The sequence below is a fragment of the Phytobacter sp. MRY16-398 genome, assembly GCF_003925915.1.
Classification (GTDB): domain Bacteria; phylum Pseudomonadota; class Gammaproteobacteria; order Enterobacterales; family Enterobacteriaceae; genus Phytobacter; species Phytobacter diazotrophicus.
In genome coordinates, this window is record NZ_AP018756.1 from 3,448,670 (window position 1) to 3,472,335 (window position 23,666).

Consider the following 23,666-nt stretch of genomic DNA (forward strand, 5'->3'; position numbering starts at 1 on the left):
AGACAACGTTGCCATCGCGACCGGTGGCTCCAGCGGCATCGGGACTGAACCGTTAGCAGATGAGTGTCCTGTGTCGACACATTCCATCACGCAAGCCGAGCCGCGTCGCTGGGCCATGTTTGTCATTTTACTGGTCGGCGCATTTTTGCCGCCGCTCGATTTTTTTATCGTCAATGTTGCGCTGCCTGCCATGCAAAGCGAGCTGGGCGCCTCCTCTTCCGCTGAACAACTGGTCATTTCATCCTATGCCGCCGTCTATGCGGTGACATTAATTACCGGCGGTCGGCTGGGTGATATTTATGGTCGTGGGAAGATGTTTTTTCTTGGGCTTATCGGTTTTGCTGCGGCATCGGTACTGTGCGGTTTAGCCTGGTCACCGTGGGTATTGATTACCGGGCGCATGTTACAGGGCGCCACGGCCGCCATTATGGCGCCTCAGGCGCTGGCCTCCGTGCAGGCTATTTTCCCGGAAGCGGAGAAGCCGTTAGCGCTGAGTATCTATGGCGCAGTGTTTGGCCTGGCCTCCGTTATCGGACAGGTTTTGGGTGGCCTATTGATTTCTGCGGACCTGTTTCATCTGGGATGGCGAACTATTTTTCTCGTTAACCTGCCGGTGGCGCTGCTGGTTATTCTCTTTGGCCTGCCATTGCTGAAAGAAACACGGGCGCAATCTGTACAGCGACTGGATCCCATCGGCATGTTGCTGGCAACAGTCACCCTGAGCGCGTTGATTATACCGTTGACCGAAGGCCGTGAGGCGGGATGGCCCTGGTGGACGTGGCTGTTATTTCTTGCGGTCCCGCTGCTGGCCTCTCTGTTATGGCGTTATGAACGTCATCTTAAGCAAAATGGCGGCTCGCCGCTGCTTGATCCGGCGGTGTTAGGCGCGCCGGGGCTGGGCCAGGGACTGGCGATCGTTTTGCTGTTTTATTCCATCGGCGCCTTCTTTCTTTTGTTTTCTGTTTATCTGCAAGGCGCCTTGCATTTAAATGCCCTGGCCGCAGGCCTGCTTTTCCTGCCATTCGGCGTCGGATTTCTGACTGGCCCCTTGCTGACGCCTTACATGAGGCGTTTTGTCGGAAATTACCTGAGTACAATCGGGATGGGATGCGAAACATCAGGGTTAGCAGGCCTTGCCTGGCTGATTGCCAGTACGCTGACGGGCAACTCTCCCGCGATGCTACCGCTTGCAGTACTCCTTTTTGTTACTGGTCTTGGCCAGGGGCTGGCAATGCCAACGCTGGTGCGGATGGTGACTGGCCGTGTTGCTCCGGCATTTTCAGGTATGATTGCCGGAGTGACCAGCTCGACATTACAAATCAGCACTGCGCTTAGCGTCGCGGTCATCGGCGGCATTTTTTACAGCATGCTGGACACCGCTAAAAGCGGAGCCAATATCACGCATGCCTTTATCGTGGCGCTTCTGGCGATGGCGGTATGTCTGGCGGCAGGCGCCGGACTAAGTATCCGACTTATCCGGCGCGCCTCTGGTCTCCCCTCAGATCCGGCCAGCCGCATCCCGCAGCGATCTTAGTGCGATTCGCCTGAATGATGACGTAACCCGCTGGCAAGCAGCGTAAACACCTTAATAACGTCTGGCAGTCTCTTTTGCGGAGCGTCGCTCGCGGCTATCAACAGTGCAGCATTGAGCGCCGCTCCGTTCAACAGATGCGCAGCGGCCGTTGCATCCATCTCTTTGACGACCTTGCGTTCAATCATGCTTGTCAGGGTTTGTCGGGTGGATTCAAGGCAGCTATTCTGGCTGGGCCATTGAGCGGGATCGCCCAGGAAAGCCGGGCCGTCAAGCAGGACAATACGCCTCACTTCGGGGTCCAGCGCCATCTGAATGTAGGCAATGCCTTCGGCCAGCAATCTCTCCCAGTCATCGCTGGCTGTTGCGGCAGCGGCTTTTGCGCGCTGAGCCATTTCGCTATCTATCTGGGTGACAACCGCGGCAAGTAACCCCTTTTTATCGCCAAAGGTGTGATAAAGCGCACCGCGCGTCAGACCCACACTTGCGGTTAATTCATCCATTGATGCATTAGCAAAGCCTTTTTCTGCAAAGGCCTTACGCGCGGCTGAAATCATTTTTGCGCGATTTTCTTCCATCGCCTCGATTCGGCGGTTAACAGCCATACCCTCTCCTTTTTGACATACATCGCGTATCTCACTTGACATACGTGATGTATGTGATAATTATTACACATACATCACGTATGTTAAATCATTCCATCCTGTATTGCTTCATCTGCGCTATCTATTTGAAAAGAGGAAACCCTATGATTCAACGTGAACCTGTTTTTCCTGCTCATCGCCATGCTCTCTATAATGAACACGGTTATTCCGCCGCGATCCGTTCTGGCGACTTGCTGTTTGTTTCTGGTCAGGTCGGAAGCCGGCCAGATGGCACGCCGGAACCCGATTTTGCCGCTCAGGTGCGACTTGCCTTCGATAACCTGAAAGCGGTTCTTGATGCTGCTGGATGTACCTTTGATGATTTGATTGATGTCACGACCTTTCATACCGATCCCGAGAATCAATTTCCCGCCATTATGCAGGTTAAGCAGTCTGTTTTTCCGCATCCCCCTTATCCAAACTGGACTGCTGTTGGCGTCAACTGGCTTGCGGGATTCGATTTTGAAATTAAGGTGATTGCCCGCATTCCTGCGCATCAGTCATAACCAGAGGAAACAGGTCAATTTATCAGTAGAACTGACATGAAAATCGCCAGACGCCGTCTGGTGATTTGTGAAAATAGCCAATGCCGTTGTCCGCCCACATCCAATTAACTTTTTCTTCAGATCCCACCTGAAAGACGAAATCCTCAAGCCCGACACCATGTTGTATTTCCGCAGGGTATCCGCCAACTTTGGTTCCCCTGTAGCGGCTAAAGTCCTCAAAGAAACTGTCACTGGCTGGTTCATCATCGTTTACGGCAGAAAGATCAAGAATATCCCAGGCATCCTCCCAGCCCGGCGCATCATCATTCACACTTAACCATCGCACAGGAAACGCGCGATACGGCGTGGCCAGTTCAGGTAATAACTCAAGCCCCTCAAGCGTGGCATATTCACGAATTAGCCAGCCTTCACCATGGGGTTGGTCAAAAGGATGGCTTTCCATATTATGAAAGAGAACCAGAAGAGCGACATTCTCGAGTTGTTCAGGAATAACAGGAAGCTCATCGATACGAATCTGAAGAAGCGGAAACATCGGTTTCCCTCTCCAGACAGGCAGCCCTTCGCCTGCAAGCGATACTCCTTTTAAAAACCAGGAGGTAAGAGGATCTGCACTGGGGCGAAAACCACCGACCTGAGCCACCGATGCGGGGCGCAATTTGGACCTGAGCTCTTCTAAAACTAACGCACTTTCGGATTTCATCTTCGTTGCCTTGCGTATGAGGATATTCTCTTAATATCGGGGATTAAGACCTGCTCATTATATATAAAAATGCTTCCCGGAAAGGCCCGGACCAAAGAAGACCTCAGTAATCCTTTCTCAAAACATGTGACTTTTCACCCTCCCCCTGTTAGCTTCATCTGATGATAAAAATCTGTTCAGTATCTTCTTATGCGTTAATTATTATCACCTGCCCCTGTCAGGTGGGATAACGCTCGTCATCTTCCCGCCGGTAAGGCGGGCCTTACCGGTAATCATCCAGTGAGGCAAAGCATGAATACGGATACACCTGTCAAAGCAGTAAAACCAACTCTTCACCTTTTATGTGGAAAAATCGCTTCGGGTAAATCCACGTTAACTGCAAGATTGGGGGCATCGCCAGGCACGATCATTATCAGTGAGGACACGTGGCTGGCTGCACTCTATAAAGATGAAATACAGTCCGTCGCGGCGTATGTGCAGTGCGCAGCAAAGCTCAAAAATGCCATGAAGCCACATCTGATATCCTTACTGAACGCTGGTGTATCGGTCGTTCTGGATTTTCCGGCAAATACACGGGCGAATCGTGAATGGATGATGGATATCATTACGGCGTCGGGTGCTAATAATTGCCTGCATTATCTCAACGTCTCTGACGATATATGCAAAGCCCGTTTACGCGCCCGTAACGCCGAAGGCGCGCACGATTTTGCAGCAACAGATGAAGAGTTTGAAATGATAACGCGTTATTTCACAGCACCGAGTGCAGATGAAGGGTTCACTATTATTGAATACAGCTAAATAGTGAACCTGAGCCGTCAGCAGACGGCTTTTTAATGCCCGTATTTATTCAAAGCATTTTCTCTATGTTATCTAACCAGTCGGGAAGATGTTCTTTGTACCAGTTAAGATACAAAGGAAAGGTTGATTTTTTCCGCTCATAAAGCAGCGTAATCACTTCGGTGACGATCCATGCTTTAGCAATAGCCATTTCTCTCGCCAGCGCTGTGGAATTACGCTGACCCGATAACTGGCAATAGCGTTCGGCAAGATCAGTAAAGGCGTGTTTCGCTCCCATTCCTTTTATAAGGGGAGCCAGATCGATGGCCGGGCTTCCTCTTCCAAATCTTTCCCAGTCGAAAAGCACAACATCACCGTTCGCTCTTCTTCCCCAATTACCGGCATTGCTATCGCCAGAAATCAGATTCTGATAACCAAACAAAACATCACTACACTGCCGGAAGTGCCGAAATTGTCGTGCACTTTTGTCGGGTAACGCCAGGAGCAGAAGAGCGTGCTCAAGCGCGGAGTCTGACCATGCATGGTTGTGGTAAAGCCACTGCGGACTGGCGGTGTATCGATGTAAGTTTCCGAGCATAATGAGTATTTCATCTGCGCAGACTTCATCCTGGTCAACTTCACGGGGTATATATTCCAGTCTTAGCCTGCGTAACTCAGGATCGGCAGATAACAGTTTCGGCACGGCAACGCCTGCGTGGGTGAGTGCATTGGCCGCCTGTTGATAAAAATGGTACTCCACTTCACCAACAGGACATTTCTCGATGAACTGATGACCCGCTTCATCCACAAGAAGCGCCACTCTGGCTACCCCCATCCGGGATAGATTTTCAACTGACATAGCTCTCTCCCTCAGTGGGTATTTTTCTGGTACTCCGGTGTTTAAAGCGATGGCGTTTCTGCGCGAATAAAATCGACAAAGGCCCGCAACGCGGTCGGCAGATTCCGCCGCCCGGAGTAGTAGAGGAAAAATCGCCCCGGCGGCGCGCTGAAGCTATCCAGTAGAGACACCAACCGACCCGCGGCTACCTCTTCTCTCACCATCGCCTCGTAAACGTAAGCAATGCCTGCACCGTCGCGTGCAGCCTGAATCATTAACATATCGTCGTCGAACACCAATGGGCCAGCAACAGCAACGGTCAGCGATTTTCCTGAGACCAGAAATTCCCAGTGATAATGGCGGCCACTTGGAAAACGACGGCAAACACAGGCGTGATCCAGCAGTTCGTCCGGCGTTTTCGGCGCGTCACGCAATTTCAGGTAAGACGGCGACGCAACACAAACGAAGCGCTGCGGCGGACCGACAGGAACAGCCACCATATCTCCGGCCAGGCTTTCGCCAAAACGGATACCCGCGTCAAAGCCACTGTCCACGATATCAGCCAGGCCGTCGTCAGTCACAACGTCGACTTTTACGCACGGATACTTCGCCACAAATCCCGCCAGTATCGGGGCCAGCACCAACCAGGCCGCCGGACGCGGTACATTCAGACGCAGCGTGCCTGCGGGTACCGCCTGTAATGCCGTCACGTCGGCGAGCGCATCGGCGACATCACGCAAAGCAGGAGCGAGCCGGGCCAGCAGGCGATGGCCTGCCTCGGTGGGCGTAACGCTGCGGGTGGTGCGGTGGAGCAGACGCACGCCCAGTCGCTCTTCAAGTCCACGCATGGCATGGCTCAGGGCCGAGGCAGAGACACCTCGCTCAGCGGCCGCTTTACGGAAGCTGCGATGCCGTGCCACGGCTTCAAAGGCGTCAAGTTCATGCAGATCGATTGTCATATTGATGAGAATTATTCAGTAGTTCATCAAACATAACATGGCTTATCGCCTGCTATCTACCGTGACACACTGGCGCCGTCTACTTGATTGAGGAGTTAAACCATGCAGCACAGAAAACTGGGGAATGCCGATTTCACTATCTCACCTATCGGGCTGGGAACCTGGGCCATCGCGGGGGCGGGCTGGGAATTTGGCTGGGGAGCGCAGGATGACGAAGAAAGCCTGTCCGCGCTGGAATACGCCGTGGAACGCGGCGTGAACTGGATCGACACCGCCGCCGTTTACGGTCTGGGTCATGCCGAGGAAATTGTCGGAAGACTGCTGCGCCGGGTGCCAGCTTCGCGCCGTCCGTTAGTCTTCACCAAAGGCAGCCTGGTCTGGGATCCGATAAGTCGGCAGATTTCGCACTCCCTGGCACCGGATTCGTTACTTCGGGAGATTGACGAAAGCCTGCGCCGCCTTCGGACAGAAACTATCGATCTGTATCAGATCCACTGGCCTGCCTTCCCGGCAGACGGCCCGGATGACGGCATTGAGGCGGCGCTCTCGGTGCTGGACAGGGCTCATCGGCAAGGAAAGATCCGCGCCATCGGCGTCTCCAATTTTGACGTCGCACAACTCAAGCGCGCCCAGGCCGTTACGGAGATTGCCTCACTCCAGCCGCCTTATTCAGCACTCATGCGCGAGGTCGAATCTGACATCCTGCCCTTCTGTGAGCAAACGGGGGTCGGCGTCATCGCCTATTCCACCCTGCAATCAGGTCTGCTGAGCGGTGCGATGACGCGTGAACGCATCGCCCGCCTCCCCGATGACGACTGGCGCAAAACCCGCAGTCCGGACTTTCGGGAGCCACGGCTGACCCAAAACCTTGCGTTGGTGGAGACCTTCCGTCGGATTGGCGATCGCCACGGGCTGACACCCGCGGCGGTGGCGATTGCCTGGGTGCTGAGACAGCCTGCCATATCCGGTGCGATTGTCGGCGCGCGCCGCCCGGCACAGGTCGACGGTCTGCTGGGGGCTGCCGGGTTCAAACTGAGCGAGGACGAACTGGCTGAAATCGCGCCGTTTCTGCCCGAAGGCATGGGCACCAACGTGCCAGAAGAAACGGCGTCCTGAATAGCGTCCCTTTATCCTTAATGGAAAAGGTCGCCACTGTCTCACTCAGCGCTTTGGGCTGTTCATCCGGCACAAAGCGCGCTCTTTTGCAGGGTATTTATGCGGCGACCGGTTTTGTCCGCACGCCGATAAATACAATGAACATCGCCGTCAGCAGCAGTAACCCGCTGCCGGTGAAGACACCGCTTGCCCCGCTGACGTCGAATATTGCCCCACCGCCTGCCGCGCCCGCGCCAATGGCAAGCTGCACCGATGCCACCAGCAGCCCGCCCGCGCTTTCCGCCTCATCCGGCACGGTCGTCGCAAGCCAGGTGCTCCAGCCTACCGGCACCATGCCAAAGGCAAAGCCCCACAGGGTAACCAGCAAGCCATCCAGCAACGCCAGATGCCCAAACAGCACCATCGCAACCGCCATCAGCCCCATTCCAAACGGCACCAGCGCCAGGGTCAGATGTAAATTGCGTGATAGCAGATGCCCGGCGAGGGAGGTGCCGACAAAGTTTGCCAGCCCAAATCCCAACAGGATCAACGAAATGCTCTCCACACTCACCTGCCCGACAGTCTCCAGAAAAGGTCGCAGATAGGTGAAGAAGGCAAAATGGCCGCTGAAAATCAGAATACTCGCCAGCATCCCGCCCACCATGCCCGGTCGACGCAGTACGCGAAACAGTGCGCTCAGGCTGCTACTGTGTTCCGGTTTCATGGATGGCAGCACCCATAATTGCCACAGCAGCGCCAGCGCGCTCGGTGCGGTTGAAAGAAGAAAGACATTACGCCAGCCTATAATGCTGCCCAGATAGCTGCCTAGCGGTGCGGCGACGACTGTTGCAACCGACACGCTGGAAAAGATAATCGCCAGCGCTTTTGGCACCTGGGCGATGGGCACCAGCCTTAGCGCGGTGGCGGTCGACATCGCCCAGAAGCCGCCAATCGCCACGCCTAACAGCAGACGCCCAAGCAGCAATACATGCAGCGAGGGGGCAAAGGCCACCAGCAGACTGGAGATGATTTGCAATACCGAAAAGAAAATCAGCACCCAGCGACGGTCAATATTTTTCGTGGCGGCAGCAATCAACAGCCCACTCAGCAGTGCCACCAGTGCCGTGGCGGTCACCGCCTGCCCGGCCATCCCTTCGCTTACCCCCAGACTCGCCGCCATGGGCGTCAATAAACTGGCGGGTAAAAACTCGGCGGTAATCAAACCAAACACCCCAAGCCCCAGTGAATAGACGGCTCGCCAGGCGGGCTTTACGGGCGCAGTCACCTCTCTCACCGCAACATCTGCATTCATTTGTTCTCTCCCGTCATAAAATGTGACCTGTGTCGCAAAGCATAGGAAGTTCCCCACGGACGATCTATGACATATAATCTCCAATTATTGATAATTCGTCCGGAGTTGTAGCGATGGCGGTTCAGACCCCCGATCTCATCAGCGAGTTACTGCGCGGTATGCGCCTTTCTGGCGTGAAATACCGCCGCTTTGAGGCCAGCGCGCCGTTCGGTTTCGCCTTCGACGCCGCACCCGGTAAAGCCCAGTTTCATTTCGTTAGCCGTGGCCCGGCGGTATTACGGATGGAGAGCGGTACCCGTTTTGCGCTCAACAGCGGCGATGCGCTGTTTATTCCCAACGGCAACGCTCATGCCCTGCTCTCGGATGACAACGCGACGGCGACGCCGGTCTCCGCATTTCACGGCGAAGCCATTTGCGGCTCGGTCTGCCAAATCACCTGCGAACCCTGCAAAGGCAGTGAAAACGTGGTGATATTCAGCGGATGTATGGATTTCGAACTGGGCGGGATGCAGCCGCTGATTAAAGCGATGCCGGAAGTGATGATGGTCAGTAAGCTGATGTCAACCTGGCCGGAAATTCACCCCCTGCTTGCCGCCATGGAGCGCGAATCAATGACCCGTCAGGTCGGGTTTGCGGGTATCCTGGCGCGGCTGGCGGATGTGGTCGCAGCGTTGATTGTGCGCGGTTGGGTGGAAGCCGGTTGCGGCAAAGCCACCGGCTGGGTGCAGGTGCTGCGCGACCCACGGCTGAGCCGGGCGATTTACGCCATGCATCAACAGCCGGGCATTAACTGGAGCGTGGCGGACCTGGCAAAAGAGGCAGGAACATCCCGCTCTGTCTTTGCTGAACGTTTCCTCTCTGCCACCGGTAGCACCCCGGCAAAATATCTCAGCGAGCTACGTATGCGGCTGGCGATCCAGTACATTAGCCATGAAAACCAGGCTATCGAAACCGTAGCGCTGCGACTGGGCTATGGTTCGCTCGCGGCATTCAGCCGGGCCTTTAAGCGCATTGTCGGCCACCCGCCGGGCGCCCTTCGCGAGGCCGCCCAGTCACAGCCGGAGTTATGAGGGTTTGCACCGGTTGAAGACTACTGGCGAATATGTCCGGCAATCATTTCTGACAAGGTGTTTTCTTCACCCAACCGGGCGAGCCGTTCTGTTATGGCATCAAAATACCGATCATCGGCTTTTGCCACGCAGATGGCCTGTTGAATTTCGGTGAAATCATCCGGCAACACGCGAAAGCCTGGATTGTTTTGGGCTGCGGCCTCAAGCGGCTGGCGAATACCGGCGGCCATCTCACCTTCCCCCGCTAAAAAAGCATCAATCGCCGCCTGGGAGGATGAAAGGCGGTTCAGCGTTGCATGATGTAACTCGCGTGATAGCCAGAGGTCATAGGCCGCATTCTTGCCCACATTGATGACGACACCCGGCTTATCCATGTCGCTAACGCTTCGCCAGTCACTCTGTTCGCGCACCAGCAAGGTCCCTTTAATGGTGATATACGGGGACGTAAAGCGCAGGCGATCCTCGCGTTTGGGATCGATTGCCAAAAAGGCAATATCCCAGACGTCCTGGCCGGCGTCCTCAACCACCTTCCCGGCGGCAGGATAAGTGATGAATTCCGGGCGGCAATGCAGATGACGGGCGATATCTTTTGCCAGTTCAACGGTGATACCTGCTGGCTGACCATCAGGCGTCAACGAGGCCAACACAGCATTACCTAAATTGATGGCAAAACGCAGGGTGGGTAACGTTTCATCTGACATGAGCTTCTCCTGTGCGCAACGCGGTGTGATCGGTTCTCCCGTCAGGAAAAGATAGCAACAGGCCGTTCGTCATGCGCGGGCAATCTGCAATTGAATTGCCCGCGCCTTATTGCTACGCCCCACTTTCCAGCCGCTGGCGCTTACGAAGATTAGGGAACCACTTCATCCACAGCGCCACCACCACCAGCGTACCGATACCGCCAATGGCCGCCGCAGGCACGGCACCAAGCCAGGCGGCAAGCATCCCGGACTCGAACTCACCCAATTGATTTGAAGTATTGATAAAAATGGAGTTCACCGCGTTGACGCGCCCGCGCATCTCATCCGGCGTGTCGAGTTGTACCAGCGAACCACGAATGACCATGCTGACCATATCACAGCCGCCCAGCGCAAAAAGCGCCAGCAGCGACAGCCACATCCAGCTCGACAGCGCGAAAACCAGCGTGGCAACACCAAACCCCGCCACACTCATAAACATGATCATCCCGACATTGCGCTTAAGCGCACGATGGCTTAACCAGAAGCCCATCAGCAACGCCCCTACGGCAGGGGCGCTACGCAGCACACCCAGACCAATGGGGCCGGTGTGCAGCACATCGTGAGCGAAAATCGGCAGTAGCGCCGTTGCCCCGCCCAGCAGGACGGCAAAGAGATCGAGGGAGATGACCCCTAAGACATCCGGGCGCTTACGGATAAAATCGACACCGGCAAACAGTGAGGAAAGCGTCGGCGGGGTACGCGGCGGCAGCGCCTGCTCATAGCGCAACGTCAGCACCAGCATTAACGAGAGCAGATACAGCCCCGCCGTCACCGCATAAACCACCTCCGCACCAGCCGCATACAGGAAACCGCCCAGCGCAGGCCCGACAATCTGCGCCGCCTGGCCGGATACCGCGTTGGCGGCCGTAGCACGCGGCAAAATCGAGGTGGGCACCAGCGCAGGAAGCATTGAGATCATCGCCGGTGATTCAAGGGTTTTCGCCGAAGAGATAATAAAAATCAGCGACAAGATCACCCCAACGCTGGCATCCCCTTTCCAGGTCAGCCAGGCGAGGAGCGCAATGGCCGCCCATTCCAGTATCTGGCCAAACATCACGACCCGACGGCGATCAAACTGGTCGGCAATATGTCCGGCGGGCAGTGCGAGAATAACGGAAGGGAAAAATTGCACCAGGCCTATCATGCCCAGCCAAAAGGCACTGTGGGTTTGCGAATAGATTTGCCAGCCAACGATGATAGACAACATCTGAAAGCCGAAGCTTGAGCTGGTGCGCGCCAGCCAAAACGAGACGAATGAGCGATGTTGCAGTAAACGGCCATCGTTGCCGGACAACAGTGGTGCCATAGAAAATCCTATAAAAGTGGTAAGCCAGGGCATGATGTTTGCCCGGCGGTGATTCCTGGTTCCCGTTTAGTGAATGCTGTAGCGCCTGGGATACGCATAGCATTATTCAGTACATGTCAGTTAAGTGGACCAGGTTCCGTTCACGAAAACTCATGCGAGCTCCGTCACGATCAGCCTCGTGAACGGGTAAAGGGGGCCACCGCGGCCCCCTGCACCATCCCTGCGGCCCCATCGAGGGTAGCCACGGGTTTCATTGCGTCCAAAATGGCTGTGTCGTGAACGGAACCTTTCCTTCTCGCTAATATAGCGTCCCTTCTCACTCTGATTAATGCCCCGCCGCTGGCGCTGCCCCCGGCGCACCGGCGCGAATAAACGGCGGTTTCGCAAACCAGATAATCACCACCAGCACCATAAACCCCCACCCCAACAGCCAGAAATAGTCGATGGTCGACATCATATAGGCCTGCTGTTCGATGGTTTTATCCACTGCGGCAAGGTGCTGCTGCGTGACGCCACCCATCTTATTGAGGTAATCCATGGCAGGCGGGTGATACACCGAGACACTCTCGGTCAGATTCGCATGGTGAAATACCTCTCGCCGCGACCACAGCCAGGTCGTCAGTGACGAGGCAAAAGAGCCTCCCAGCACGCGGAAGAACGTCGCCAGACCGGAGCCTTCCGCCACTTCATTGCCGTGCAGATTCGACAGCACAATCGTGGTGATCGGCATAAAGAACAGCGCTACACCGATACCCATAAACATCTGCACTTCGGCGATCGTGCGAAAATCCACGCTGGTGTTGAACTGCGCACGCAGCAGACACGACACCCCCATGGTCAGGAACGACAGCGACGCCAGAATCCGCAGATCGACCCGGTTGGCATAACGCCCCACGATAGGCGTAAGCAGCAGCGGCAGGAAGCCCATCGGCGCCGCCGCCAGCCCCGCCCAGATCGCGGTGTAGCCCATCTGGGTTTGCAACCACTGCGGCAGAATAATGTTGATGGCAAAAAACGCCGCGTAGCCGAGCATCAGTGTGGTGGTGCCGATGGCGAAGTTACGGTCGGCAAAGAGCCGCAGGTTCACAATCGGATGGCGCTCGCCAAGCTCCCAAATCACAAAGGAGACCAGCGCAATAGCTGAGATCACCGACATAACAATGATCTCGGTCGACGAGAACCAGTCGAGATCGTTGCCTTTATCCAGCACCACCTGCAACAGACCCACGCCCAGCACCAGCAGCATAATGCCGATGTAATCAATGGGGGCGTGCGTGGTGGTCTCCTCACGTTCGCGCAACTGCGTCCACACGACGATGGCCGCAAAAATACCGATCGGCACGTTGATATAAAAAATCCACGGCCAGGAGTAGTTATCGGTGATCCAGCCCCCGGTAATCGGCCCGACGATGGGCGCCACCACGGTCACCATCGACAGCAGCGCCAGCGCCATGCTGCGTTTGGTGGTCGGGAAGATAACCAGCAGCAGCGTCTGGCACATCGGGAACATGGGCCCGGCGAAAAACCCCTGCAGCGCACGGAAGATAATCAGCTCGGTCATGCTATGGGCAAAGCCGCACAGGAACGAGGTCAGAGTAAAGAGTGTGACCGATCCAACAAACAGCTTCAGTTGCCCAAAGCGCCGGGTAAACCACCCGGTCAACGGCAGTGCGATGGCATTGCAGACTGCAAACGAGGTGATAACCCAGGTCCCCTGGTCCGAACTCACGCCAAGGTTGCCGGCGATGGTCGGCAACGCTACGTTGGCGATGGTGGTATCCAGCACCTGCATGAAGGTCGCCAGCGACAGCGCAATGGTGGCGAGCAGCAGGCTGGGTGGCGTAAAGGCCGCCTTATCTTGCATAACGCCCCTCTTAGCGGCTGTTTGCCGCTACCGACTGACTGTTGTCATGAAGGATTTTCGCCACCATCTGATCGGCTTTATCCAGCGCGTTCTGGTACACATCGGTGGTAAAGCGCGGTGCTGCGACCGTTTTTTGCGGCAGCAGATGGCCCTCGGTGTCGCGGATATCCACTTTGGCAAACATCGACAGCCCGACACGCAGCGGATGTTTCTCCATATCGTGCGGGTCGAGGGTAATACGCACCGGCAGACGCTGAACGATTTTGATCCAGTTGCCGCTGGCGTTCTGGGCCGGCAGCAACGAGAATGCGCTACCAGTACCAATACCTAAGCTCTCAATGGTGCCCTGGTATTCCACTTTATCGCCGTACAGATCGGCGGTCAGGACTACCTTCTGCCCCAGACGCATGGTGTTCATCTGGCTCTCTTTGAAGTTGGCATCCACCCAGACCTGATCCAGCGGGACGATCGACATCAGTGTCGTGCCGGAGTCAACGCGCATTCCCAACTGGACCGCGCGTTTCGCCACAAAACCGCTGACCGGCGCCACAATGGTGCTACGGGCGTTATCCAGATAGCGCTGGCGCAGGGTTGCCACCGCGCTTTTGATTTCCGGGTGGCTGTCGATGACCGTGTCATCCACCATCGCCAGGTTGGTACTCAACGCCTGTTGCGCCGCCGCTAAATCACTCTGCGCCGTGGCCACGGCATCGCGATAGTGCGACATATCTTCTGCCGCAATCGCCCCGCTGGCAAAAATCTTCTGTCGACGCGCGAAGTCGTTCTGCGCGGTTTGCAGGGCCACTTTTTTCGCCGCCACCTGAGCGCGGTAGTTGTCTGCGGTGCTGTACAGACCGCGGACCTGACGCACGGTGCTGGCCAGGTTGGCTTCCGCCTGTTGCAGGGCAATTTGCGTGTCGCTGGGGTCAAGCAATACCAGCGGCTGGCCTTTGGTGACGTAATCCCCTTCATCAACGGCGACCTGGGTGACTGTTCCGGCAATTTGCGGGGTCAGTGTCACGAGGTTGGCATTAACGTAGGCATCGTCAGTGGTTTCGTAATAACGGGCATACAGGAAGTACCATGCCAGGCACCCGGCGGCAATAAGCACCAGGATTACCAGCAGTATGGCGAAGTTGCGCTTACGTTTGCTGGGTGCGCGTTCTGGTTGTGCAGATGAATTTTGCATCTTTATCGTAACCTTATTCAGGACAACTTAACGATGGGGTTTGGTGGCCTCGTCTGGCAGCATTTTGATCAATAGCTGTACCAGCAGGCGGGATTCTTCTGGGGTCAGACGGGCAGTCAGCGAGCCAAGAATGGAAGACAGCGCTTCGTTCTGAAAGCGATCGCAAATTTTCTGCCCTTTCTCAGTCAGCGCCAGGATAACCTGACGTTTGTCTTCCGGATTGGGAGTGCGCAGGATCAGTTCGCGCTTCACCATCCGCTCGAGCATCCGGCTCATGGCCCCGGCATCCATCAACAAATTTTTGCTGACTTCAAGCGGGCTGTTGAAACCTTTGTAAATGCTGATCAGGACTTTAAATTGCGCAGCGGTGATATCCGTGTCGGCAAAAAAGTGGCTGATAAGCTGGTCTTTAAACTGGTTCGCCAGATGAATCAGTAAGCCGAGATGGAGCTTAGGATTAGGGGTATCTGTAACGTCTTTCATGTTATTTGCCTGGTCAATAATTACAAATGAAATTACTGACCAGGCAAATGTTTGTCAACGTGGTGTCAGCAAAAGAGCACAAATCTATACATTCTGAATGGTGCGTTTCGCGCCGCTGCGCTTATAGCCGGATACTGTTGCGCCGTTTTCGGCGGGGCAATTTACAGACGTTTCAGGGACACAATGACAGGCAGAAATGAGACCCGGCTAAGGGTACGCATCGCACCAGGGTCAAGAATGGCGAGGTTAACGGCCGGGATGTAGCCGATGTACAACGGCGTGACGATACAGGCAGTATTGCCAGAGAAGTTGAAAACTCAGCCGGAGACGCCCAGGATCTCTTTCGGTGACGATCGCGGAGGATGCACCAGTCGATATTGCCGAAGCCTTTGGCAAAGAACGCAATGCTCATCACCATCACCCCGTCCACCAGCACGAAAACATCATGTCATCAAATCAATCCATTAACAGGGTTACGCCTGCTGAACTACAAAAGTCAGTCAGCAGGCAACTACGCTCAATTACTAATCTCACTCACTCTTCATCGGCATGAAGCATTTTTATCTCTTCAGTATGCCGCTTATTAAGGTTGATTTGGCACTGATAAATATAGGGCCAGTAATCATAGGCATCCTCACCGATTTGCGACCCAACGCCTAAACAGAAGTTCTTGCGATACTCTTTCCATGAATTTTGCGACTCCAGGAAAAGCTTACTGAAGACATCACCAATGGTCAGTTGAGGATCCTGGCTTTTATATACGGGCCCAGTATTGTTCTCCTTTATTTGCCCAACTGTTTTGGCAATTAACTCATCCATGCTTTTATTGCTTTTGTCACTAAGAGCGTGTAAGCATTCAGAAGCTTTTCCACGGTCAGCATTATTATGCCAACAAGTATCAGTTTCTGGCCCGGCGATAATATCTGCTTTTTCAGCACTGAAGGCTGACGGAGCTAAAGCCAACAAAATAATCGCTAACATTATTTTCTTCATTGTAAATACCTGATTCTGTGTCTTGTAGGCTCATAACGCATGAGTGATGAATCTTCCCGGATGAAGTTAATAAGCGCTGTTCTGCCAGCAATTGCAGCCTCGATTAAGCTTGCTGGATGTCTTATGCCCTGGTAAAAAATATCGACAACGACATCTTTTATTTTCTGGTCGAGTTGATCCCATGAGGGTGCGTTCGTTTTTTTTGCTGCTGTTTTTTCATAAAAAGGTTTGGCGTAATTCTTTTTCTCTAAATAAGAACGTTTGAATAATTCAATTTGCTGCACATAGCTTAGCTCACCAAAGTTAAACGCTTTCATTAACTCATCTTCCGTAAGCGGCGAAATCAGACTTGCGCCTGTCTCTTTCTCAACCTTCATCAGTAGTTCGCTGCGGGTGATTCCCAATCTGTTCGCTACGTGGTTAGTGCAACTCCGTGCGTGCGACGCTCTGTGCGCAAGAAGGCCTTCTATGTCTAAAACTTTTCTTCTTGATGACGAATGTGACATTGATTCCTCCTTTAATCGAAATTGCTGTCCACTCATGCATGATGCGATAAGAAAAACAACTGATGTTTCTTGCCTGCTTCTACCGGGAGTAAACCGTAAGCACAACTTCGTAAATCAAAATAGCTGAGGTTGATGATAGCGTCCGCCCCTCGCCCATAACGACCTTATCGTTTTTATGCTTTTTCAATAGCTTTACGCCCAGAACGTTTTTTCGCCCCGTTCATTATTTGTTCTCTGTTTCATCATAAAACGATCACACGCAATCCCCGTAATGTTGGGCATTCTCGTGAAAAATCTGGATGACACATGAACAGCGCACTGGCAGAACACCCGGAAACCCTGGCGCCCTCGTCGCACCACTTGTACAGCGCCCCGCTGCATAAGGTGCTGAGCGTCAAAAACGTAAGCAAATCCTACAACAGCCATCAGACTGTGTTGCAGGACATCAGCTTTGACCTGCACAGCGGTGAGATGGTCGGCGTGATTGGCCGCTCCGGCGCCGGTAAATCCACCCTGCTGCATGTGCTCAACGGAACGCACAGCGCGACATCCGGTGAGATCCTGAGTTTCCCCGATGTCGGTCTACCGCGCGATGTTTCTCGCCTTAAAGGCCGTGAGCTGAGCCAGTGGCGCAGCCAGTGCGGGATGATTTTTCAGGACTTTTGCCTGGTGCCGCGTCTCGACGTGCTGACCAACGTACTGCTGGGCAGGCTTAGCCAGACCTCAAGCTTTAAGTCGTTGTTCAAAGTCTTTACAGCCGAAGATCGCGCAAAAGCTATTGCACTGCTGGAGTGGCTCAACATGCTGCCGCACGCGCTGCAACGTGCGGAAACCCTTTCCGGCGGTCAGATGCAGCGCGTGGCAATTTGTCGGGCGTTAATTCAAAACCCCTCGATTTTACTGGCGGATGAACCCGTCGCCTCGCTGGATCCCAAAAATACGCAGCGCATTATGCGCGTGTTACGAGAAGTGAGTGAGCAAGGCATCAGCGTGATGGTAAACCTGCATTCCGTGGAACTGGTAAAGGAATACTGCACGCGTGTTATCGGTGTTGCACAGGGACGGATTGTTTTTGACGCCTCCCCTTCTGCGCTGACGCAGGATGTTTTGCACACGCTTTATGGTGATGAAATAAGTCAACTGCATTAATTCTTCCTTCAATTGAGACGACACAGGCAATGACAATGAAAAAGCATATTTCAGGCGCATTACGTTTATCGGCATTGATGACAGGTCTTCTGCTGGCGTGGCAGGTGAACGCGGCTGAACAACCGAAGGAATTAAATCTGGGTATCCTCGGCGGGCAGAACGCCACCCAGCAAATTGGCGATAACCAGTGCGTAAAAGACTTTCTGGACAAGGAACTGAGCGTCGACACCAAATTGCGTAACTCGTCTGACTACTCTGGCGTTATTCAGGGCTTGTTGGGCGGCAAAGTCGACGTGGTGCTGAGCATGTCGCCTGCATCGTATGCTTCGGTCTATATCAACAACCCGAAAGCGGTGGATATTGTGGGCCTCGCCGTGGACGATAAAGACCAGTCGCGCGGCTATTATTCTGTGGTTATCGTCAAAGCAGACAGCCCGTATAAGAAACTGGAAGACCTGAAAGGCAAACCGTTCGGCTTCGCTGATCCGGATTCCACCTCTGGCTTCCTGATCCCGAACCAGACGTTCAAACAGCAGTTCGGCGGCACTGCCGACAACAAATACAACAACTTCTTCTCCAGCGTCACCTTCTCCGGCGGCCACGAGCAGGACATTCTGGGTGTACTGAACAATCAGTTCGCGGGCGCAGTAACCTGGACTTCCATGGTCGGCGACTATAACTCCGGCTACAGCGTGGGCGCGTTTAACCGCCTCATTCGCATGGATCATCCGGATCTGATGAAACAGATCCGCATTATCTGGAAATCACCGCTGATCCCGAACGGCCCTATTCTGGTGAGCAATAGCCTGCCGGCTGATTTTAAAGCCAAAGTGGTCACCGCCATCAAAAAACTGGATACCGACGACCATGCCTGTTTCATCAAGGCGATGGGCGGCACCCAGCATATCGGTCCTGGCAGCGTGGAAGATTACAAACAGATTATCGATATGAAACGTGAGCTGGTGGCCGCACGTTAATTCGCACTCGTGTGCGTTAAAAAAATAGCCCCTGGCTGAACGCCCGGGGCTTTTGTTCGAGTGTTGTCTCCGCCTGAGACCGGTTAGCCATGAACACGAATACGTCGTTTGAGCAGTATTACCAGAACATCAGAATGCGCCAGAAACGTGACACGGTCGCCTGGTCGCTTGTCTTACTCGCACTCTATTTTACTGCCGGAAACGCAGCGGAATTTAACCTGAACACCATCTGGCATTCACTGCCGAATTTCTTCGACTACATGCGGGAGACCATGCCGACGCTGCATGTATCCACGCTCTTTGCCGACAGCCACACAAAGGGGTCGCTGGCCTACTGGGGCTATCGCCTGCCTATACAATTGCCGCTTATCTGGGAAACCCTGCAACTGGCGCTGGCAGCCTCGCTGGTATCGTTTGTCCTGGCAACGGTATTCGCTTTTTTGGCGGCAGGTAACACCTGGTCGCCGCCGCTGGTCCGTTTTGGTATCCGTGCGCTGGTGGCATTTTTACGTACCATGCCGGAACTGGCGTGGGCGGTTATCTTTGTGATGGCCTTTGGCATTGGCGCGATCCCCGGTTTTCTGGCGCTCATGCTGCATACCGTTGGTAGTCTGACCAAGCTCTTCTACGAAGCGATTGAAAGCGCTAATGACCGCCCCGTGCGCGGTCTGGCCGCCTGTGGCGCGAGCCATTTTCAGCGCGTCCGCTTCGCCCTGTGGCCACAGGTGAAGCCCCTTTTTCTCTCCTATGGATTTATGCGCCTTGAGATCAACTTCCGCTCCTCCACCATTCTGGGGCTGGTGGGCGCTGGCGGCATCGGCCAGGAGCTGATGACCAATATCAAACTTGACCGCTACGATCAGGTCAGCATCACGCTATTGCTGATTATTGTCGTCGTTGCGGCACTGGATACCCTGTCTGGCCGTCTGCGCCAGTGGGTGCTGGAGGGTGGAAAATGAGTCACTGGCAGGCCGCACCCGATGTGGCATTAAGCCGTCAGCAGCATAAGACATTGTTTCGGGCGCAGGGGCGTTATTTGCGCCGTCTTGGTCTGATTGCCCTGGCGGGGTTGCTCTATTACGTCTGGTTTTTTGCCCGGTTCGGCATTCCCGCCGATCAGGCACTCAACGGCATCACGCAAATTGGCCGTTACATCCTGCGTATGTTTGTCTGGCATGACTTTATGCACTGGCCGTTTCGCTACTACTTCACCCAAATTGCCATGACGCTCGCCATCGTCTTTGCCGGGACCCTGACCGCCACCTTTATCGCGCTGCTGCTCTCCTTCTTTGCCGCACGTAATATTATGAAAGGCGGTATCGCCGGAGTGGTGGCGTTTTTGATGCGTCGCCTGTTCGATATGTTGCGCGGTGTTGATATGGCTATCTGGGGGCTTATCTTTGTCAGGGCCGTGGGGCTTGGGCCACTGGCCGGGGTGCTGGCGATCATCATGCAGGACACCGGATTGCTGGGGCGTCTGTATGCGGAAAACCACGAGGCGGTGGACCGCTCACCGGCTCGCGGGTTGACGGCTGTCGGTGCCAGCGGTCTGCAAAAACACCGCTTTAGTACCTTTACCCAGTCCTTCCCCACGTTTCTGTCGCTCAGCCTCTACCAGATTGAATCGAATACCCGGTCAGCGGCGGTGCTGGGCTTTGTCGGCGCGGGCGGGATCGGCCTGATTTACGCCGAAAACATGCGCCTGTGGAACTGGGATGTGGTGATGTTTATCACCCTGATTCTGGTGGCGATCGTGATGGCGATGGATGCGGCGTCCGCCTGGCTGCGACGCCGCTATATCACCGGAAAGCCGGTTCCGCTTTATAAAGCGCCGTAGCGGTTTAGTCCAGACGCCAGTTCAGCACCGGCCAACGGTGCTGTTCTCCCTGGGCGGCGAGCTGTGAACAGGGATTGACCAGAAAAACCTCGTCGGCACGCAGACACAGGGGCAGATCATTAATTGAATCGGTATAAAACGTCAGCGGACCATTGGCTTGCGGATGCGCGTCGAGCCAGTGGTGAAGGCAGGTGATTTTGCCCTCCTGATAGCTCGGGGTGCCGTCAATGATGTCGGTATAGCGGTCGTTATCCATTTTAACCTCAATACCAATGGCGTGCCGGATACCCAGCACAGGCGCGATTGCCTTCACCAGCAGGCTGACCGAAGCCGAGATAATCAGCATCGGCTGATGTTGCGCCTGTAATAACTGGATAAGCGCGAGCGCCTGCGGGTAAATACGCGGACGGATGTCGGTTTGCACACAGCGCGCCACCAGTTGGTCAACGTCATCACGGCTGAGTCCGATGAGCGGAGAGAGGATCAGCGCAACGTATTCCTGCAAATCCATCTCCCCCCGTGCGTAATCGAGCATCAGGCGTTCTTCATGCAGCAAATATTCCGGGTCGCTGACATACCCTTCGCGGACCAGAAAACGGCTAAAGATGGTGCTGCTGTCGCCATCTATCAGCGTATTGTCCAGATCGAATACGTAAAGCGGTTGCGACATTGTGGCTTCCTTTTTATCCGTTTTGGACGCACAGACTGACAAAAATATATGACATCACGATGTTGAGCGGCGCATTTTTTATGCATTGAAAATGGCGATTTTACAAAAACAGGCACACGCTTGTGATCGGGGCAATACCGCTTTGTACCGGTCTTGATCAATGATGAGTCGATAAGAGCCGTTTTTATTTTAATTCCCCACAAACGGTGTTGCTTATAAGAAAGGAATTGGCTATCAAATCTGTAGATTCATTCAAATACCTCTAACTGGAAGCAGTGTATATCGTAACGAGACTCACTAGTGCAAATGGAGCCAGATATGAGCATGTCAGAAGATACGTCCCCGGAATCCTCCGCAGGCAAATGCCCTTTTCATGAAGGCGGCGCAAAACCCGCGAAGAAAAGCAGTGTCACCACCAACCGTGACTGGTGGCCAGAGCAATTGCGCGTGGACCTGCTTAATCAACATTCCAACCGTTCCAATCCTTTAGGCGAAAGCTTCAATTATCGTGAAGAGTTTAAAAAACTCGATTACTCCGCGCTAAAAGCCGATATCAGAAAAGTGCTGACCGACTCTCAGGAGTGGTGGCCTGCTGACTGGGGTAGTTATATCGGGCTGTTCATTCGTATGGCCTGGCACAGTGCCGGGACCTATCGCACTATCGACGGACGCGGCGGTTCAGGCCGCGGGCAGCAGCGTTTCGCTCCGCTCAACTCCTGGCCGGATAACGTGAGTCTCGACAAAGCACGCCGCCTGCTGTGGCCAGTGAAACAAAAATATGGGCAGAAGATCTCCTGGGGTGATTTGATCATCCTCGCCGGTAACGTGGCGCTGGAAAACTCAGGCTTTCGCACCTTCGGTTTCGGCGCTGGTCGCGAAGATGTCTGGGAGCCGGACCTCGACGTAAACTGGGGTAATGAAAAAAACTGGCTTGAGCACCGTCATCCAGAAAGCCTTGCCCAACAGGCCATCGGCGCCACCGAAATGGGGTTAATTTACGTCAACCCGGAAGGTCCGAACGCCAGCGGTGAACCCACTTCCGCCGGAGCGGCCATCCGTGCGACCTTTGGCAACATGGGTATGAACGATGAAGAGATTGTCGCCCTGATTGCCGGTGGGCATACGCTGGGGAAAACCCACGGTGCGGCCTCAGCCGACCATGTGGGCGCCGAGCCAGAAGCGGCGTCTATTGAAGCTCAGGGCTTAGGCTGGCAAAGCAGCTATGGCAGCGGTGCGGGTGCCGACGCCATTACCTCGGGCCTTGAAGTGGTCTGGACACAAACCCCTACCCAGTGGAGCAACTACTTCTTCGAGAACCTCTTCAAGTACGAGTGGGTACAGACCCGCAGCCCGGCCGGGGCGATTCAGTTTGAAGCGAAAGATGCGCCGGACATCATTCCTGACCCGTTCCACCCGGAGAAAAAACGCAAACCGACCATGCTGGTGACGGACCTGACGCTGCGTTTCGACCCGGATTTCGAGAAAATTTCCCGCCGCTTCCTGAACGATCCGCAGGCCTTTAATGAGGCCTTCGCCCGCGCCTGGTTCAAACTGACCCACCGCGATATGGGGCCAAAATCCCGCTACATTGGCCCGGAAGTGCCGAGCGAAGATCTGATTTGGCAGGATCCGCTGCCTGCCGCCATCCACCAACCGAGCGATCTGGACATTGCCAGCCTGAAAACGGCGATTGCCGAATCGGGTCTGTCGGTGAGCGAGCTGGTCTCCGTAGCCTGGGCGTCTGCGTCCACCTTCCGTGGTGGTGATAAACGCGGTGGCGCCAACGGCGCGCGTCTGGCGTTAGCGCCACAAAAAGACTGGGAAGTGAATGCGACGGCGGTCAAAGTACTGCCAGTACTGCAAGAGATTCAGCAGGCGTCCGGTAAAGCGTCGCTGGCCGACGTCATCGTGCTGGCAGGCGGCGTGGGTATTGAGCTTGCGGCTGCCGATGCTGGCGTGAAAATCAGCGTGCCGTTCACACCGGGCCGCGTTGATGCCCGTCAGGATCAGACAGACGTTGAGTCGTTCAAATGGATGGAGCCGCTGGCCGATGGGTTCCGCAACTATCGCCGCGTGGCAGATGAGATGCCGACCGAAACGCTGCTGATTGATAAAGCCCAACAGTTGACGCTGACCGCGCCGGAGATGACCGTTCTGGTCGGTGGCCTGCGTGCGCTGGGTGCCAACTATGACGGCAGCCGGCATGGCGTCTTCACCGACCGCGTTGGCGTGCTCAGCACCGATTTCTTCGTGAATCTGCTGGATATGCGCACCGCGTGGAAACCGGTTGATGAGAAAGCGGAGCTGTTTGAAGGCCGCGACCGGGCCAGCGGCGAAGTGAAATATACCGCTACCCGTGCCGATCTGATCTTTGGTTCTAACTCGATTCTGCGTGCGCTTGCCGAGGTGTACGCCAGCGACGATGCCAAAGAGAAGTTTGTCGCTGACTTCGTCGCCGCATGGACGAAGGTGATGAATCTCGACCGTTTCGATCTGCAATAACCGACAACCCGGCGAGAC

Annotated in this window: 23 protein-coding genes; 10 read left to right on the plus strand and 13 right to left on the minus strand. The window is 54.8% G+C overall.

What is annotated here, in order from left to right; translation table 11 throughout:
- The first annotated feature begins 70 nt into the window (after nucleotides 1-70).
- Nucleotides 71-1,534, plus strand: coding sequence for an MFS transporter (locus tag MRY16398_RS16845; protein ID WP_125125695.1), 1,464 nt, complete (start codon nucleotides 71-73; stop codon nucleotides 1,532-1,534).
- Here MRY16398_RS16845 and MRY16398_RS16850 read toward each other — a convergent pair.
- Complete coding sequence (locus tag MRY16398_RS16850; RefSeq protein ID WP_039079390.1) at nucleotides 1,531-2,136, minus strand: TetR/AcrR family transcriptional regulator; 606 nt, start codon at nucleotides 2,134-2,136, stop codon at nucleotides 1,531-1,533. The genes MRY16398_RS16845 and MRY16398_RS16850 overlap by 4 nt on opposite strands.
- 143 nt (nucleotides 2,137-2,279) lie before the next feature.
- Here MRY16398_RS16850 and MRY16398_RS16855 point away from each other — a divergent pair, with 143 nt between their 5' ends.
- Nucleotides 2,280-2,681 (plus strand): RidA family protein, encoded by a 402-nt coding sequence (locus MRY16398_RS16855; protein ID WP_079496650.1) that lies wholly within the window; start codon nucleotides 2,280-2,282, stop codon nucleotides 2,679-2,681.
- 22 nt (nucleotides 2,682-2,703) lie between these two features.
- Here MRY16398_RS16855 and MRY16398_RS16860 read toward each other — a convergent pair whose 3' ends face one another.
- Entirely contained in the window at nucleotides 2,704-3,381 is a 678-nt protein-coding gene (locus MRY16398_RS16860; protein ID WP_125124856.1) for a DUF1963 domain-containing protein, read from the minus strand.
- A 291-nt stretch (nucleotides 3,382-3,672) separates the two neighbouring features.
- Between MRY16398_RS16860 and MRY16398_RS16865 the strand changes: the two genes are divergently transcribed.
- Nucleotides 3,673-4,179 (plus strand): AAA family ATPase, encoded by a 507-nt coding sequence (locus tag MRY16398_RS16865; RefSeq protein ID WP_071196105.1) that lies wholly within the window; start codon nucleotides 3,673-3,675, stop codon nucleotides 4,177-4,179.
- 49 nt (nucleotides 4,180-4,228) lie between these two features.
- Here the strand turns inward: MRY16398_RS16865 and MRY16398_RS16870 are convergent, their stop codons facing one another.
- Both MRY16398_RS16870 and MRY16398_RS16875 read right to left on the minus strand, forming a co-directional pair.
- Nucleotides 4,229-5,017, minus strand: coding sequence for a phosphotransferase family protein (locus tag MRY16398_RS16870; RefSeq protein WP_125124857.1), 789 nt, complete (start codon nucleotides 5,015-5,017; stop codon nucleotides 4,229-4,231).
- Between the two features lie 41 nt (nucleotides 5,018-5,058).
- Nucleotides 5,059-5,955, minus strand: a complete 897-nt coding sequence (locus MRY16398_RS16875; RefSeq protein ID WP_197718595.1) for a LysR family transcriptional regulator — start codon at nucleotides 5,953-5,955, stop codon at nucleotides 5,059-5,061.
- Nucleotides 5,956-6,057: 102 nt separating this feature from the next.
- On the opposite strand from MRY16398_RS16875, the gene MRY16398_RS16880 reads away from it, so the two are divergent.
- On the plus strand, nucleotides 6,058-7,071 hold the full coding sequence (locus MRY16398_RS16880; protein WP_125124859.1) for an aldo/keto reductase: 1,014 nt from the start codon (nucleotides 6,058-6,060) through the stop codon (nucleotides 7,069-7,071).
- Between the two features lie 97 nt (nucleotides 7,072-7,168).
- Here the strand turns inward: MRY16398_RS16880 and MRY16398_RS16885 are convergent, their stop codons facing one another.
- Nucleotides 7,169-8,362 carry an MFS transporter gene (locus tag MRY16398_RS16885; protein ID WP_125124860.1) on the minus strand — a complete coding sequence of 398 codons (1,194 nt, stop codon included), beginning with the start codon at nucleotides 8,360-8,362 and terminating at the stop codon, nucleotides 7,169-7,171.
- A gap of 113 nt (nucleotides 8,363-8,475) precedes the next feature.
- Here MRY16398_RS16885 and MRY16398_RS16890 point away from each other — a divergent pair, with 113 nt between their 5' ends.
- Complete coding sequence (locus MRY16398_RS16890; protein ID WP_108701482.1) at nucleotides 8,476-9,432, plus strand: AraC family transcriptional regulator; 957 nt, start codon at nucleotides 8,476-8,478, stop codon at nucleotides 9,430-9,432.
- A 20-nt stretch (nucleotides 9,433-9,452) separates the two neighbouring features.
- On the opposite strand, the gene MRY16398_RS16895 is transcribed toward MRY16398_RS16890, so the two are convergent.
- From MRY16398_RS16895 to MRY16398_RS30965, 7 genes are all read right to left on the minus strand, one after another.
- A complete protein-coding gene (locus MRY16398_RS16895; protein WP_071196111.1) occupies nucleotides 9,453-10,133 on the minus strand; it encodes an ABC transporter substrate-binding protein in 681 nt (226 codons plus the stop codon).
- A gap of 112 nt (nucleotides 10,134-10,245) precedes the next feature.
- On the minus strand, nucleotides 10,246-11,478 hold the full coding sequence (locus MRY16398_RS16900; RefSeq protein ID WP_079496658.1) for an MFS transporter: 1,233 nt from the start codon (nucleotides 11,476-11,478) through the stop codon (nucleotides 10,246-10,248).
- Between the two features lie 325 nt (nucleotides 11,479-11,803).
- Nucleotides 11,804-13,342, minus strand: coding sequence for a DHA2 family efflux MFS transporter permease subunit (locus MRY16398_RS16905; protein WP_039079399.1), 1,539 nt, complete (start codon nucleotides 13,340-13,342; stop codon nucleotides 11,804-11,806).
- Between the two features lie 10 nt (nucleotides 13,343-13,352).
- Entirely contained in the window at nucleotides 13,353-14,531 is a 1,179-nt protein-coding gene (locus MRY16398_RS16910) for an efflux RND transporter periplasmic adaptor subunit (RefSeq protein WP_125124861.1), read from the minus strand.
- Between the two features lie 27 nt (nucleotides 14,532-14,558).
- Nucleotides 14,559-15,014 (minus strand): MarR family transcriptional regulator, encoded by a 456-nt coding sequence (locus MRY16398_RS16915; RefSeq protein WP_071196112.1) that lies wholly within the window; start codon nucleotides 15,012-15,014, stop codon nucleotides 14,559-14,561.
- A gap of 534 nt (nucleotides 15,015-15,548) precedes the next feature.
- A complete protein-coding gene (locus MRY16398_RS16920; protein ID WP_125124862.1) occupies nucleotides 15,549-16,007 on the minus strand; it encodes a lysozyme inhibitor LprI family protein in 459 nt (152 codons plus the stop codon).
- A complete protein-coding gene (locus MRY16398_RS30965; RefSeq protein WP_125124863.1) occupies nucleotides 16,004-16,513 on the minus strand; it encodes a lysozyme family protein in 510 nt (169 codons plus the stop codon). The genes MRY16398_RS16920 and MRY16398_RS30965 overlap by 4 nt, the downstream gene beginning before the upstream one ends.
- Before the next feature lie 306 nt (nucleotides 16,514-16,819).
- Between MRY16398_RS30965 and phnC the strand changes: the two genes are divergently transcribed.
- From phnC to phnE (MRY16398_RS16945), 4 genes are all read left to right on the plus strand, one after another.
- Nucleotides 16,820-17,662, plus strand: coding sequence for a phosphonate ABC transporter ATP-binding protein (gene phnC, locus MRY16398_RS16930; protein ID WP_107224547.1), 843 nt, complete (start codon nucleotides 16,820-16,822; stop codon nucleotides 17,660-17,662).
- Between the two features lie 35 nt (nucleotides 17,663-17,697).
- Nucleotides 17,698-18,639: a phosphonate ABC transporter substrate-binding protein gene (phnD, locus tag MRY16398_RS16935; RefSeq protein WP_125124864.1), complete on the plus strand. Its 942-nt coding sequence runs from the start codon at nucleotides 17,698-17,700 to the stop codon at nucleotides 18,637-18,639.
- An 89-nt stretch (nucleotides 18,640-18,728) separates the two neighbouring features.
- Nucleotides 18,729-19,598: a phosphonate ABC transporter, permease protein PhnE gene (gene phnE / locus MRY16398_RS16940; protein ID WP_039079407.1), complete on the plus strand. Its 870-nt coding sequence runs from the start codon at nucleotides 18,729-18,731 to the stop codon at nucleotides 19,596-19,598.
- On the plus strand, nucleotides 19,595-20,476 hold the full coding sequence (gene phnE / locus MRY16398_RS16945) for a phosphonate ABC transporter, permease protein PhnE (RefSeq protein ID WP_125124865.1): 882 nt from the start codon (nucleotides 19,595-19,597) through the stop codon (nucleotides 20,474-20,476). The genes phnE (MRY16398_RS16940) and phnE (MRY16398_RS16945) overlap by 4 nt, the downstream gene beginning before the upstream one ends.
- Before the next feature lie 4 nt (nucleotides 20,477-20,480).
- Here the strand turns inward: phnE (MRY16398_RS16945) and MRY16398_RS16950 are convergent, their stop codons facing one another.
- A complete protein-coding gene (locus tag MRY16398_RS16950) occupies nucleotides 20,481-21,146 on the minus strand; it encodes an HAD family hydrolase (protein WP_071196119.1) in 666 nt (221 codons plus the stop codon).
- A 318-nt stretch (nucleotides 21,147-21,464) separates the two neighbouring features.
- Between MRY16398_RS16950 and katG the strand changes: the two genes are divergently transcribed.
- Nucleotides 21,465-23,648, plus strand: a complete 2,184-nt coding sequence (katG, locus tag MRY16398_RS16955) for a catalase/peroxidase HPI (RefSeq protein WP_103245674.1) — start codon at nucleotides 21,465-21,467, stop codon at nucleotides 23,646-23,648.
- Nucleotides 23,649-23,666: the final 18 nt, after the last annotated feature.

What these genes read in the sequence shown, in the direction of transcription:
- MRY16398_RS16850 (WP_039079390.1), bottom strand. Translation starts at nt 2,136, where the DNA reads ATGGCTGTTAACCGCCGAATCGAGGCGATGGAAGAAAATCGCGCAAAA.
- MRY16398_RS16855 (WP_079496650.1), top strand. Translation starts at nt 2,280, where the DNA reads ATGATTCAACGTGAACCTGTTTTTCCTGCTCATCGCCATGCTCTCTAT.
- MRY16398_RS16860 (WP_125124856.1), bottom strand. Translation starts at nt 3,381, where the DNA reads ATGAAATCCGAAAGTGCGTTAGTTTTAGAAGAGCTCAGGTCCAAATTG.
- MRY16398_RS16865 (WP_071196105.1), top strand. Translation starts at nt 3,673, where the DNA reads ATGAATACGGATACACCTGTCAAAGCAGTAAAACCAACTCTTCACCTT.
- MRY16398_RS16870 (WP_125124857.1), bottom strand. Translation starts at nt 5,017, where the DNA reads ATGTCAGTTGAAAATCTATCCCGGATGGGGGTAGCCAGAGTGGCGCTT.
- MRY16398_RS16875 (WP_197718595.1), bottom strand. Translation starts at nt 5,955, where the DNA reads ATGACAATCGATCTGCATGAACTTGACGCCTTTGAAGCCGTGGCACGG.
- MRY16398_RS16880 (WP_125124859.1), top strand. Translation starts at nt 6,058, where the DNA reads ATGCAGCACAGAAAACTGGGGAATGCCGATTTCACTATCTCACCTATC.
- MRY16398_RS16885 (WP_125124860.1), bottom strand. Translation starts at nt 8,362, where the DNA reads ATGAATGCAGATGTTGCGGTGAGAGAGGTGACTGCGCCCGTAAAGCCC.
- MRY16398_RS16890 (WP_108701482.1), top strand. Translation starts at nt 8,476, where the DNA reads ATGGCGGTTCAGACCCCCGATCTCATCAGCGAGTTACTGCGCGGTATG.
- MRY16398_RS16895 (WP_071196111.1), bottom strand. Translation starts at nt 10,133, where the DNA reads ATGTCAGATGAAACGTTACCCACCCTGCGTTTTGCCATCAATTTAGGT.
- MRY16398_RS16900 (WP_079496658.1), bottom strand. Translation starts at nt 11,478, where the DNA reads ATGGCACCACTGTTGTCCGGCAACGATGGCCGTTTACTGCAACATCGC.
- MRY16398_RS16905 (WP_039079399.1), bottom strand. Translation starts at nt 13,342, where the DNA reads ATGCAAGATAAGGCGGCCTTTACGCCACCCAGCCTGCTGCTCGCCACC.
- MRY16398_RS16910 (WP_125124861.1), bottom strand. Translation starts at nt 14,531, where the DNA reads ATGCAAAATTCATCTGCACAACCAGAACGCGCACCCAGCAAACGTAAG.
- MRY16398_RS16915 (WP_071196112.1), bottom strand. Translation starts at nt 15,014, where the DNA reads ATGAAAGACGTTACAGATACCCCTAATCCTAAGCTCCATCTCGGCTTA.
- MRY16398_RS16920 (WP_125124862.1), bottom strand. Translation starts at nt 16,007, where the DNA reads ATGAAGAAAATAATGTTAGCGATTATTTTGTTGGCTTTAGCTCCGTCA.
- MRY16398_RS30965 (WP_125124863.1), bottom strand. Translation starts at nt 16,513, where the DNA reads ATGTCACATTCGTCATCAAGAAGAAAAGTTTTAGACATAGAAGGCCTT.
- phnC (WP_107224547.1), top strand. Translation starts at nt 16,820, where the DNA reads ATGAACAGCGCACTGGCAGAACACCCGGAAACCCTGGCGCCCTCGTCG.
- phnD (WP_125124864.1), top strand. Translation starts at nt 17,698, where the DNA reads ATGAAAAAGCATATTTCAGGCGCATTACGTTTATCGGCATTGATGACA.
- phnE (WP_039079407.1), top strand. Translation starts at nt 18,729, where the DNA reads ATGAACACGAATACGTCGTTTGAGCAGTATTACCAGAACATCAGAATG.
- phnE (WP_125124865.1), top strand. Translation starts at nt 19,595, where the DNA reads ATGAGTCACTGGCAGGCCGCACCCGATGTGGCATTAAGCCGTCAGCAG.
- MRY16398_RS16950 (WP_071196119.1), bottom strand. Translation starts at nt 21,146, where the DNA reads ATGTCGCAACCGCTTTACGTATTCGATCTGGACAATACGCTGATAGAT.
- katG (WP_103245674.1), top strand. Translation starts at nt 21,465, where the DNA reads ATGAGCATGTCAGAAGATACGTCCCCGGAATCCTCCGCAGGCAAATGC.